The sequence below is a fragment of the Paraburkholderia sediminicola genome (assembly GCF_046026855.1).
Taxonomy (GTDB): Bacteria; Pseudomonadota; Gammaproteobacteria; order Burkholderiales; family Burkholderiaceae; genus Paraburkholderia; species Paraburkholderia sediminicola_A.
Genome location: NZ_JAQQET010000017.1, coordinates 46,032 through 58,012 on the forward strand (window position 1 = coordinate 46,032; position 11,981 = coordinate 58,012).

Genomic DNA, 11,981 nt, shown 5'->3' on the forward strand with positions numbered 1-11,981 from the left:
GCATTAAGAGGAATGAATGGCGAGTAACAACGTAGCCCAATTTGCCGCGGAACTGAAAATGCCTGCAGGCGTGCTCCTTGAGCAGCTTCAGGCAGCAGGCGTCACTAAAGCGAGCGAAGACGACAGCTTGTCCGAAACGGACAAGGCGCGTCTGCTCGACCACTTGCGCAAGTCTCACGGCTCGACTGATGCGGACAAGCGCAAGATCACGCTGACGAAACGGCATACGTCGGAGATCAAACAATCCGACGCGACGGGCAAAGCTCGCACCATTCAGGTCGAGGTGCGCAAGAAGCGCACTTTCGTCCGCCGCGACGAATCCGCCGCTGAAGGCGGCGATGCATCGAATCATGTGGCCGAGGCCGATGTCGACGATCTGGAGCTCCAGCGCCGTGAAGAGGAAGCTCGTCACGAAGCCGAGCTGCTCGAAAAGCAGGCTCAGGAGTTGAAGGCGCGTCAGGAGCAGCTCGAGCGCGAAGAAGCGGAACGTCAGGCGCGCGAGCAGGCTGCCGAAGCCGAGCGCCGTCGTGCGGAAGAAGAAGCAGCGAAGAAGCGCGCAGCGGCTGCGGCTGAGGCGGCTGTTCGCCAGCAGGCTCAAGTTGCAGAGCCTGCGCAGGCTGCCCAGGCGGCGACCGCGAAGGCTGAACCGGTAGCGGCCAAGGCTGCGGAGCCGGCGGTCGCGAAGGAAAGCGAGCAGGAAGACGAGCGCGCAGCGGCAGAACGTGCCGCACAACGCGAAGCAGCGAAGAAAGCGGAAGACGCAGCGCGTCAGGCCGCCGAGAAAACGCGTGCCGAGCAGGAAGAAGTGAGCAAGCGCCGTGCGGCGGCGGAAGCCGAAGCGCGTGCGATTCGCGAAATGATGAACACGCCGCGCAAGGCGCAGGTCAAGGCGCCGGAACCGGCACCGAAGCCCGCTGAGCCGGTCAAGGCCGTGGAAGCCAAGGGCACGCTGCACAAGCCGGCGCGTCCGGCAGGTGAAGCGCCTGCACGTCCGGCAGTCAAGAAGCCGGCTACTGCGGCTCCGGTTGCAACGACCACGCCGTCGGCTGGCGACAAGAAGAAGCCGGGTGGTGGCAAAGGCGGCTGGCAGGACGACGCAGCGAAGCGCCGCGGTATCAAGACGCGTGGCGATTCGAGCGGCGGTGTTGATCGCGGCTGGCGCGGTGGCCCGAAGGGTCGCGGCAAGCATCAGGATCAGAACACCACGTTCCAGGCGCCGACCGAACCGATCGTGCGTGAAGTGCACGTGCCGGAAACCATCACGGTCGCCGATCTGGCGCACAAGATGGCGGTGAAGGCCTCGGAAGTCATCAAGTCGATGATGAAGCTCGGCCAGATGGTCACGATCAACCAGATGCTGGACCAGGAAACGGCGATGATCATCGTCGAGGAACTGGGCCACCACGCGGTTGCGGCCAAGCTGGACGATCCGGAAGCGATGCTGGTCGAAGGCGAAATCACGGACGCAGAAGCACTGCCGCGTCCGCCGGTCGTCACGGTCATGGGCCACGTCGACCACGGCAAGACCTCGCTGCTCGACTACATCCGCCGCGCCAAGGTTGCAGCGGGTGAAGCGGGCGGGATTACGCAGCATATCGGCGCCTATCACGTCGAAACGCCGCGCGGTGTCATCACGTTCCTCGATACACCGGGCCACGAAGCATTTACGGCCATGCGTGCTCGCGGTGCGAAGGCAACCGACATCGTGATTCTGGTGGTTGCAGCCGACGACGGCGTGATGCCGCAAACGAAGGAAGCGATTGCCCACGCGAAGGCAGGCGGCGTGCCGCTCGTCGTCGCGATCAACAAGATCGACAAGCCGGATGCGAATCCGGACCGCGTGAAGCAGGAACTCGTCGCGGAAGGCGTCGTGCCGGAAGAATACGGTGGCGATTCGCCGTTCGTGTCGGTGTCGGCTAAAACCGGCGCGGGTATCGACGAACTGCTGGAAAACGTGTTGCTGCAAGCCGAAGTGCTGGAACTGAAGGCACCGATCGAAGCGCCGGCCAAGGGTCTCGTCATTGAAGCGAAGCTCGATAAGGGTAAGGGTCCGGTTGCAACGATCCTGGTCCAGTCGGGTACGCTGAACCGCGGCGACGTGGTGCTGGCAGGTAGCGCTTACGGTCGTGTGCGAGCCATGCTCGACGAAACCGGCAAGCCGACCAAATCGGCAGGCCCGTCGATCCCGGTTGAGATTCAAGGTCTGTCGGAAGTGCCGCAAGCAGGCGAAGAAGTCATCGTCATGCCGGACGATCGCAAGGCGCGCGAAGTGGCACTGTTCCGTCAGGGCAAGTTCCGCGACGTTAAGCTGGCCAAGCAACAGGCCGCGAAGCTCGAGAACATGCTGGAGCAGATGGGCGAAGGCGAAGTGGCGTACATGCCGCTCATCGTCAAGGCCGACGTGCAGGGTTCGCAGGAAGCTTTGGTGCAGTCGCTGCTCAAGCTGTCGACCGACGAAGTTCGCGTGCAGATCGTGCACGGCGCAGTTGGCGGCATCAGCGAGTCGGACGTCAACCTGGCTACGGCTTCGAAGGCGGTCATCATCGGCTTCAACACCCGTGCGGATGCACAGGCGCGCAAGCTGGCGGAAAGCAACGGCGTCGATATTCGCTACTACAACATCATCTATGACGCAGTAGATGAAGTGAAGGCTGCGATGTCGGGCATGCTGGCACCGGAGAAGCGCGAAATCGTGACGGGTACGGTCGAAGTGCGTCAGGTCTTCAAGGTACCGAAGATCGGCGCGGTGGCCGGCTGTATGGTCACGGACGGTTTCGTCAAGCGCTCGTCGTCGGTGCGCGTGCTGCGCAACAACGTTGTCATCTTCACGGGCGAGCTCGATTCGCTCAAGCGCTTCAAGGACGACGTCAAGGAAGTCCGCCAGGGCTTCGAGTGCGGTATGTCGATCAAGAACTTCAACGATATCGTCGAAGGCGATCAGTTCGAAGTCTTCGAAGTTACCGAAGTCGCGCGTACGCTGTAATTCACGCGGCATTGGCTCAACGGGCGGAGCGGGCTTAAGCGCCCGCTCCGCCCGTTGGTTTTTGGGCCTGAGCATTTGTCGCGTATTGCGGCCCGCGGTGGTTTGCAGTCGCTGTCAAACCGTTCATTGCCGTAGAGCCATGAACCGCCACGGCTCGCGTGAACAACTTTTTTGCATCCGTCAGAGCGGATCACACAAACATCATGGCTAAAAAACGTTCTTCTCCCAATCGTAACGTGCAGATCGCCGATCAGATCCAGCGCGACCTGTCCGAGTTGCTGCGCGAGGTCAAGGATCCGCGCATCGGTCTCGTCACGATTCAAAGCGTCGAGCTGACGCCCGACTACGCGCACGCGAAGGTCTACTTCACGACGCTGACCGGTGATCCGCAACAGACGCTCGAAGCGCTCACGCACGCGGCCGGCCATCTGCACAATCAGTTGTTCAAGCGCCTGCACATTCATACCGTGCCGACGCTGCATTTTCACTATGATCAGACGATCGAACGGGCCGTCGAAATGTCTCGCCTGATCGACGAGGCGAACGCCAATCGCGCGAAAGAAGACTGAGCGCGCCGTTATCCGCGTTCCTGGCTGCAATGTCTCAGTTGCAGTTCGTCTAGCGCTGTTTCCGACCACTTCGAAGACCCTGTCTTTCTGACATGACTGCACCTCAACGCCCCCGCGTGCCGCGTCGCGCGCTCGACGGCGTGCTGCTGCTCGACAAGCCGCTCGGCCTGTCGAGCAACGACGCGCTGATTCGTGCGAAGCGTCTCTACCTGGCCAAAAAGGCCGGCCACACCGGCACGCTCGATCCACTCGCCACAGGTCTCTTGCCGCTGTGTTTTGGTGAAGCGACCAAGTTCTCGCAAGATCTGCTCGAAGCCGACAAGACCTACGAGGCGACCATGCGCCTCGGTATCCGCACGACCACCGGCGACGCCGAAGGCGAAGCTATCGATACGCGCAACGTGACGTGCGACCAGGCTGTGGTGCAGGCGGCTATGCAGAACTTTCTCGGCGGCATCGTCCAGATTCCGCCGATGTATTCGGCGCTCAAGCGCGACGGCAAGCCGCTGTACGAATATGCGCGCGCCGGTCAGACGGTTGAACGGGAAGGGCGTCAGGTGACGATTCACGCGCTTGAAATGCTTGCCTGTGCGTTGCCCGACGTGACGTTTCGCGTGACGTGCAGCAAAGGCACATATGTGCGCACGCTCGCCGAGGATATCGGCGAAGCGCTCGGTTGTGGCGCGCATCTGGTTGCGCTGCGGCGTACCGGCGTCGGCGCGCTGACGCTTGAAAACTCGGTGACGCTCGACGCTTTGTCCGATGCGACGGAGAGCGAGCGTGATGTTTGGCTGCAGCCGGTCGATGCATTGCTGTCCACATTCCCGCTCGTCACCCTGGACGAAGACGCGACCCGTCGCTTCCTGCATGGTCAACGTCTGAAGCTTTCCGAGTTGACCATCACGGGCGATGCTGTGAATGCACCTCGCGTACGTGTGTATTCAGCCGAAGGACGTCTGCTCGGCGTCGCGAAGCAAGGCGAGGGCGTATTGGCGCCCGAGCGGCTGGTGGTCACGACTGAGAGTTAGGTCACTAGCTCGCCGGTCGACCTGCGAAGGCTGCCAGCACGCGAGCCCGGCTGGGTTCGTGGGACGACGTCCAGTCCGCGCGCAGACAGCGCGGGTATCGACACGACACGCGCAGGTAATCCATCTCGGCATTGCGCGCCACAAACAAAAGGCGGGACCGCTACCAAGCGGTCCCGCCTTTTTTCACGTCATCTGCTGCTGCGGACCGAAGCTAAACCCTCAATGCGCCGCCGCAGCCGCCGCACCCGCGTCACCACCGGCGCGTTCCGGCTTTGCCATCCAGATCAGCGCGATCAGCGCGACAAAGATCCCCGCCGAGACAAAGAAGAGATCGTTCACGCCCAACTGCGCGGCCTGCTGCGTGGCCATCGTATTGAACAGACCATACGCCTGCGGCTGACTGAAGCCCGCCGCACCCATCTGTCGGATCGACTGATCGAAAACCGGGTTGTACGCGCTCGCCTGTTCGGCCAGTTGCGCATGATGCATGATGGTGCGGTGATCCCACGCGGTCTGGAAAATCGACGTGCCAATACCGCCGCACATGATCCGCACGAAATTCGACAAGCCCGACGCAGCGGGAATCCGGTTGCCTGGCAAACCCGACAGCGTAATCGACACCAGCGGGATGAAGAATCCGGCCATGCCGATCCCCTGAATCAACGTGGGTAGCAGCAGCGAATAAGTATCGACGCCGGTCGTATAACGTGAGCGCATCCAGAAACACAGCGCGAACACGAGGAACGACAAGGTCGCGATATAGCGCGGATCGGTACGCGGCAACACCTTGCCGGTGATCGGTGACAGCAGCACGGCGAACAGGCCGACCGGCGCCATCACAAGACCCGCTTCGGTGGCCGTGTAGCCGATATCGGTTTGCAGCCACAGCGGCAACAACACGAGGTTGCCGAAGTAGAGCCCGTAGCCGATCGATAGCGCAATCGTGCCGCTCGTGAAATTGCGCCGCCGGAAGAGTGATAGATCGACCACCGGATGCTCGGCCGTCAATTCCCACACGATGAAGAACGCGAGCGAAATCACCGCGACCAGCGCCAGCACGACGACGGTGGTCGACGAGAACCAGTCGAGGTCCTTGCCCTTATCGAGCATCACCTGCAACGAGCCAACCCAGAGAATCAGGAGACCGAGACCGACGCCGTCGATCGGTGCCTTTCTGATGACCGAATCGCGGTTGCGGAAGATCGTCCATGTCGCGATGGCGGCGATCGCGCCGACCGGGATGTTGACGTAGAAAATCCATGGCCACGAGATGTTGTCCGAGATCCAGCCACCGAGAATCGGCCCGGCCACCGGCGCGATCAGCGTGGTCATCGCCCACATCGATAAAGCCATTGGCGCCTTGGCGCGTGGATAGCTCGCGAGCAGCAGCGTTTGCGACAGCGGAATCATCGGGCCGGCCACAGCGCCTTGCAGCACGCGCGAGGCAAGCAGGAACGGCAGGGTGGGCGCGAGGCCGCACATCCACGACGAGATCACGAACAGAATGATCGACGCCATGAACAGGCGCACCTGGCCGACACGTTCGGTAAGCCAGCCGGTCAGCGGCACGGAGATCGCATTCGCCACCGCGAACGACGTGATGACCCACGTGCCCTGGTCGGACGACACACCGAGATCGCCTGAGATAGACGGGATCGACACGTTTGCAATCGACGTGTCGAGCACGTTCATGAAAACGGCGAGCGACACCGCGATGGTGCCGATCACCAGCTGCGCGCCCTCGAGCGGCGGATGAGGGACTTGCGCCTGAGCCTGAGCCATTAATCAAAAAACCTTATATGAATCGTCGCGCCGCTTACATTAACTTCGCAGCGGGCTTCGCGGAGCCGGCTTGAGCTGATTTCTGCGAACCACCGTTCGGACCTGCATTCTCCGAAATGATGCGAGCAATTTCGGCGTCGGCCTGGTCGCCGTATTTTTCGAACACGTTGGTCTGATAGACCGTGTTCGGCGCGTTGCCGAGTTGACCGCCGTTGTCATCCTTGATGGTCACGTCGGCTTGCATCGACAGGCCAATGCGCAGCGGATGCTTTTCAAGTTCCTGCGGGTCGAGCGCGATCCGTACCGGCAGACGCTGGACCACCTTGATCCAGTTGCCGGTTGCGTTCTGCGCGGGCAGCAGCGAGAACGCCGAACCCGTACCCGCCGAGAAGCCGACCACCTTGCCGTGGAACACCACCGACGAGCCGTACACGTCGGCCGTCAGTTCGACCGGCTGGCCAATGCGCATGTGCTTCAGTTGCACTTCCTTGAAGTTCGCATCGACCCACACACCGCCCAGCGGCACGATAGCCATCAGCGGGGTGCCCGGCGAGACGCGCTGGCCGACCTGCACCGAGCGCTTCGCGACGTAGCCCGTGACCGGTGCCGGCAGGTTGTTACGCGCGTTGTTCAGGTATGCATCGCGGACCTTCGCGGCGGCGGCCTGCACATTGGGGTGATCCGCGATCGTGGTGTTGGCGGTCAATGCACGGTTCGACGCCAGTTGTTGCTGGGCGGCGTCGACCGAGGCTTGCGCGCTTTTCACGGCGTCGCGGGCATGCGAGATTTCTTCCAGCGACACGGCGCCCGTTTGCGCAACCGTCAGGCGGCGCTTCAGGTCGTCCTGCGCGCGCGATAGATCGGACTGACGCTGGGCAACTTGCGCCTGATACTGATTGTCGTCGGCGAACAGGCCGCGAACCTGGCGCACCGTCTGCGCGAGATTCGCTTCGGCTTGTTCGAGCGCGACGCGCGCGTCGGCCGGATCGAGTACGACGACCGGGTCGCCGGCCTTCACCGTTTGCGTGTCGTCTGCGTTCACGGCGACAACGGTGCCGGTGACTTGCGGCGTGATCTGTACGACGTTGCCGTTTACATACGCGTCGTCGGTGTCTTCATGAAAGCGTGCGTCGAGGAAGTAGTAAAGGCCGTAGGCGACCGCGGCGATCAGGATCACGATGACGAGCAGCGTCATCATGCGCTTGCGTTTGCCGTTGTTCGCCGGTTGTGCGGGGGCCGCGGGCTGCTGGGGGGTGCTCATTGATGTGCTCCGGTTTCTCTCAAACGTCGTCGTTTATTCGGATGTTCGTGCGGGCGTGGCTCGCGTCGATGTGGCTTCAGTTTGCAGCGGCGGTCGCGGCGGTGGCCGATGCCGCGGCGGCCGATGCCGGGGCATCGGTCGGCACCACGAGACCGGTCTGCGTTGCGTCGAAACCGCCGCCGAGCGCCTTGATGAGACCGATCTGCATGTCGCGGCGGCGCATCTTGAGGCCCGTCACCGTCTGTTCTGCGCTAAGGCGGTTCTGGTCGGCGGTCAGCACCTGCAACTGCGGCGACAAACCGGCCTTGTAGCGGATCACCGCCAACTGATAGGCCTTGGTCGACGCGTCGAGCGCGCGCTGTGCGTCGCCCGATTGCTGGTCGATCGAACGGATCGACGACACTTGCGTCGCGACGTCCGAGAGGGCACTGATCAGGGTCTGGTTGTAGTTCGCCACATCGAGGTCGAAGTCTGCGTAGCGGCCCTTCAACTGCGAGCGCAGTGCGCCGGCGTCGAAGATCGGCAGATGAATCGCCGGGCCGAGTTGCATCTGGCGACTGCCCGACTTAAGGAAACGGCCCCAGCCGAACGCATCGAAACCGACGCCGGCGGCGAGGTTGATGTCCGGGAAGAATTCCGCTTTCGCTTCCTTCACGTCATGCATCGCGGCTTCCACCTGCCAGCGTGCGGCGACGATATCCGCGCGGCGCGCCACGAGGTCGGCCGGCAGGTTGTCCGGCAGCGCTACCGCTTCGCCGCTGGTCAGGACCGGCTTGGCGATCTGCAGGCCGCGATCCGGACCCTTGCCGAGCAACGCGCCCAATTGATAGCGCACCACAGTGATCTGACCATCGAGATCCGTCAAATTCGACTGGCTGGTCGCGATGTTGCCGTTCGCGGTTTGCCGTTCGACGTTGGTATCGAGCCCGGCGGCCACGCGACCGTTGGTGATGCGGCCAATATCCTGGCGGTTGGCGATTTCGCGCGCGGCGATGTCGCGGTACGCATACAATTGCGCAAGCTGGTTGTAGGTGCTCGCCACGGATGCAGCGAGCGTCACGCGCGCCTGCTGCATGTCGGCTTCGGCCGCCTTTTCCTGCGACACGGCCTGGCCCAGACGCTGGCGGTTCTTGCCCCACAGGTCCAGATCCCACGACGCGCTCGCCAGCACGTTGTTCTCGCTATACCAGGTGCCGCCGTACGGAGGCGGGTAGAGCGCGTTTCCCGAGAACAGTTCGCGGGTCCATGAGTAGCTGCCGTTGACCTTCGGGTACAGCGCCGAGCGCGAGCTTTCAATGTATGACGAAGCCTTGGCGAGGCGCGCCTGAGCCTGCGCGATCGAGGGGCTACCTTCCAGCGCTTCTGCGATCAGCCTGGGCAACTGCGGGTCGCCGAACTGGTTGGCCCAGTCGAGCGACGGCCATTGGCCACCCTGGCCGGACAGGCTCTGGGTAGACTCGTACTGGGCCGGCGACGAGATCTGCTTGTCGCTCTTCATACCGAAGTAGTTCGCGCACCCCGTGAGGGCGAGCGCCGTCACCGCGGCGGCGACAGCGGCCCGGCTCGAAAGCGCGGGCGCGGACAGGGAAAGGGATTTCATCGCTCGACTCTTTGAGTGGAATGTAATGATGGACACTGCAAGCAATTTATTACGATTTGCTGTCAAAATTGCTTGTTGCATCACGGGTTAGTCCCGTTTGTTCACCGGAATTGACGAGTACACGACGCAGCATGCTTTTCAGAAAACCGACTTCCTCAGGGGTAAAACCACCCAGCAGGTTGCCCAGCACGCCGTTAAAAATCGCGGGCATTTTTGCCGCGATCGCGTGACCTTCCGGTGTCAGCGCGAGTCGCACGACCCGGCGGTCTTCGTTGCTGCGCACCCTCGTCAGCAGGCCGCGCTTTTCCAACCGGTCGACCAGACGCGTGACGGCGCTTGCGTCAATGCCGTATTCACGCGCCAGTTCAGCCGCCAGCAGGCATTTGCCGCTCGCTACCATGAACAGGATGCTGCCTTGCTGGCTGGTGATGCCCAGTTCAGCCATGCTGCGCTGCGTGACCAGGTTGGACATGGTCGACCTCACCCGCGAGATCAGATAGCCGACACTTTCGCCTAGCTGGTACTCGCTGATATCCGGCGTGGGGGTAGAGGACGGCTCCGTCATGATTCTCGTGCGAATGCAATGGTTGACTAGGCAGGATTATAGGGGGCGGTTGATTGACGCGGCAAGCGTTATTACAGCTTAGGCAAGGAACTTTTCCTGCTCAAGGCACAATGCGTGCGGGTTTGCCTAGGTTATTGCTGATGCAGAATGACCTTATTTCTTACACGTCGCTGCGAGGAAAACAGTGGGGCTATCAGGGAATACCAGAAAGCTTCATTTCGCCGTGCTATAATGTTGGGTTCCCAAAAGTGCGCTTTGGGCTTTGTTGGCTTCGTACACAATGCTGCTGCGGGCGCACTCAACTGTCTCCAGGTTCCTATGACTCGCGCCCTACGCAATATCGCCATCATCGCCCACGTCGACCACGGCAAGACCACGCTCGTCGATCAGCTCCTCCGCCAGACGGCCACGTTCCGCGACAACCAGCAGGTTGTCGAGCGCGTGATGGACTCGAACGACATCGAAAAGGAACGTGGCATCACGATTCTTTCGAAGAACTGCGCGGTCGAGTACGAAGGCACGCACATCAACATCGTCGACACGCCGGGCCACGCCGACTTCGGCGGTGAAGTGGAGCGCGTGCTGTCGATGGTCGACTCGGTGCTGCTGCTGGTCGATGCTGTCGAAGGCCCGATGCCGCAAACGCGCTTCGTGACCAAGAAGGCACTGGCGCTCGGTCTCAAGCCGATCGTCGTGATCAATAAGGTTGACCGGCCGGGCGCGCGGATCGACTGGGTGATCAACCAGACGTTCGATCTGTTCGACAAGCTGGGTGCAACTGACGAACAACTCGACTTCCCGATCGTCTACGCATCGGGTCTCAACGGCTATGCCGGCCTGACCCCGGATGTGCGTGAAGGCGACATGCGTCCGCTGTTCGACGCCGTGCTGGAACACGTTCCGGTCCGCCCGGCCGATCCGGAAGGTCCGCTGCAACTGCAGATCACGTCGCTCGACTACTCGTCGTACGTCGGCCGTATCGGCGTGGGCCGCATCACGCGCGGCCGTATCAAGCCGGGTATGGCAGTGGCCGTGCGTTCGGGTCCGGACGGTGCGATTCTGAACCGCAAGATCAACCAGGTGCTGTCGTTCAAGGGTCTTGAGCGCGTGCAGGTTGAGGCGGCTGAAGCGGGCGACATCGTGCTGATCAACGGTATCGAAGAAATCGGTATCGGTGTGACCATTTGCGCTCCGGAACAACCGGAAGCGCTGCCGATGATCACCGTCGACGAACCGACCCTGACGATGAACTTCCTCGTCAATTCGTCGCCGCTGGCCGGCCGCGAAGGCAAGTTCGTCACGAGCCGTCAGATCCGTGACCGCCTGATGAAGGAGCTGAACCACAACGTGGCGCTGCGCGTGAAAGAAACGGGCGACGAGACCACGTTCGAAGTGGCAGGCCGCGGCGAACTGCACCTGACCATTCTGGTCGAGAACATGCGCCGTGAAGGCTACGAACTGGCCGTGTCGCGTCCGCGCGTGGTGATGACGGAAGTCGACGGCGTGAAGCACGAGCCGTACGAAAACCTGACGGTCGACATGGAAGACGCTCACCAGGGCGGCGTGATGGAAGAGTTGGGTCGCCGCAAGGGTGAAATGCTCGACATGGCGTCGGACGGCCGTGGCCGTACGCGTCTCGAGTACCGTATTTCGGCGCGTGGCCTGATCGGTTTCCAGGGCGAGTTCTTGACGCTGACGCGCGGCACGGGCCTGATGAGCCACACGTTCGACTCGTATCAGCCGGTCAGGGAAGGCGGTGTCGGCGAGCGTCGTAACGGCGTGCTGATTTCGCAGGACGACGGCGCGGCAGTCGCGTACGCATTGTGGAAGCTGCAGGACCGCGGCCGTATGTTCGTATCGCCGGGCGAGCCGCTGTACGAAGGCATGATCATCGGCATTCACAGCCGTGACAACGACCTGGTCGTGAACCCGATCAAGGGTAAGCAATTGACCAACGTGCGTTCGTCGGGTACGGACGAAGCAGTGCGCCTCGTGCCGCCGATCCAGATGTCGCTGGAATACGCGGTCGAATTCATCGACGACGACGAACTGGTCGAAGTCACGCCGCAATCCATTCGTCTGCGCAAGCGTTACCTGAAGGAACACGAGCGCCGCAGCGCCAGCCGTAAGGGCGCAGTGGACTAAATCGGCACCGGGCCTTTAGCGGTGCGATGTCAGGCAAAAGCCACCTCT

The 11,981-nt window shown here is 62.1% G+C and carries 8 protein-coding genes; 4 read left to right on the forward strand and 4 right to left on the reverse strand.

Annotated elements, in window-relative coordinates:
• Positions 1 to 16: 16 nt before the first annotated feature.
• From infB to truB, 3 genes are all read left to right on the forward strand, one after another.
• The gene (gene infB / locus PQR40_RS19870; protein WP_408509709.1) at positions 17 to 2,983 is read left to right on the forward strand and encodes a translation initiation factor IF-2; all 2,967 of its coding nucleotides are present in this window, start codon (positions 17 to 19) and stop codon (positions 2,981 to 2,983) included.
• 203 nt (positions 2,984 to 3,186) lie between these two features.
• Positions 3,187 to 3,552 (forward strand): 30S ribosome-binding factor RbfA, encoded by a 366-nt coding sequence (gene rbfA / locus PQR40_RS19875; RefSeq protein WP_325043011.1) that lies wholly within the window; start codon positions 3,187 to 3,189, stop codon positions 3,550 to 3,552.
• Between the two features lie 92 nt (positions 3,553 to 3,644).
• Positions 3,645 to 4,580, forward strand: a complete 936-nt coding sequence (gene truB / locus PQR40_RS19880; RefSeq protein ID WP_408389292.1) for a tRNA pseudouridine(55) synthase TruB — start codon at positions 3,645 to 3,647, stop codon at positions 4,578 to 4,580.
• Positions 4,581 to 4,799: 219 nt separating this feature from the next.
• Here truB and PQR40_RS19885 read toward each other — a convergent pair whose 3' ends face one another.
• From PQR40_RS19885 to PQR40_RS19900, 4 genes are all read right to left on the reverse strand, one after another.
• On the reverse strand, positions 4,800 to 6,362 hold the full coding sequence (locus tag PQR40_RS19885; protein WP_408232726.1) for a DHA2 family efflux MFS transporter permease subunit: 1,563 nt from the start codon (positions 6,360 to 6,362) through the stop codon (positions 4,800 to 4,802).
• Positions 6,363 to 6,396: 34 nt separating this feature from the next.
• Positions 6,397 to 7,623, reverse strand: a complete 1,227-nt coding sequence (locus tag PQR40_RS19890; protein ID WP_408389294.1) for an EmrA/EmrK family multidrug efflux transporter periplasmic adaptor subunit — start codon at positions 7,621 to 7,623, stop codon at positions 6,397 to 6,399.
• A gap of 76 nt (positions 7,624 to 7,699) precedes the next feature.
• Positions 7,700 to 9,223, reverse strand: a complete 1,524-nt coding sequence (locus PQR40_RS19895; protein ID WP_408389295.1) for an efflux transporter outer membrane subunit — start codon at positions 9,221 to 9,223, stop codon at positions 7,700 to 7,702.
• 49 nt (positions 9,224 to 9,272) lie between these two features.
• The gene (locus PQR40_RS19900; RefSeq protein WP_408509710.1) at positions 9,273 to 9,788 is read right to left on the reverse strand and encodes a MarR family winged helix-turn-helix transcriptional regulator; all 516 of its coding nucleotides are present in this window, start codon (positions 9,786 to 9,788) and stop codon (positions 9,273 to 9,275) included.
• A gap of 318 nt (positions 9,789 to 10,106) precedes the next feature.
• Here PQR40_RS19900 and typA point away from each other — a divergent pair, with 318 nt between their 5' ends.
• Positions 10,107 to 11,933 carry a translational GTPase TypA gene (gene typA / locus PQR40_RS19905; RefSeq protein ID WP_408235203.1) on the forward strand — a complete coding sequence of 609 codons (1,827 nt, stop codon included), beginning with the start codon at positions 10,107 to 10,109 and terminating at the stop codon, positions 11,931 to 11,933.
• Positions 11,934 to 11,981 lie beyond the last annotated feature (48 nt).

Coding starts and splice junctions, on each gene's coding strand:
- infB (WP_408509709.1), top strand. CDS start 17: ATGGCGAGTAACAACGTAGCCCAATTTGCCGCGGAACTGAAAATGCCT.
- rbfA (WP_325043011.1), top strand. CDS start 3,187: ATGGCTAAAAAACGTTCTTCTCCCAATCGTAACGTGCAGATCGCCGAT.
- truB (WP_408389292.1), top strand. CDS start 3,645: ATGACTGCACCTCAACGCCCCCGCGTGCCGCGTCGCGCGCTCGACGGC.
- PQR40_RS19885 (WP_408232726.1), bottom strand. CDS start 6,362: ATGGCTCAGGCTCAGGCGCAAGTCCCTCATCCGCCGCTCGAGGGCGCG.
- PQR40_RS19890 (WP_408389294.1), bottom strand. CDS start 7,623: ATGAGCACCCCCCAGCAGCCCGCGGCCCCCGCACAACCGGCGAACAAC.
- PQR40_RS19895 (WP_408389295.1), bottom strand. CDS start 9,223: ATGAAATCCCTTTCCCTGTCCGCGCCCGCGCTTTCGAGCCGGGCCGCT.
- PQR40_RS19900 (WP_408509710.1), bottom strand. CDS start 9,788: ATGACGGAGCCGTCCTCTACCCCCACGCCGGATATCAGCGAGTACCAG.
- typA (WP_408235203.1), top strand. CDS start 10,107: ATGACTCGCGCCCTACGCAATATCGCCATCATCGCCCACGTCGACCAC.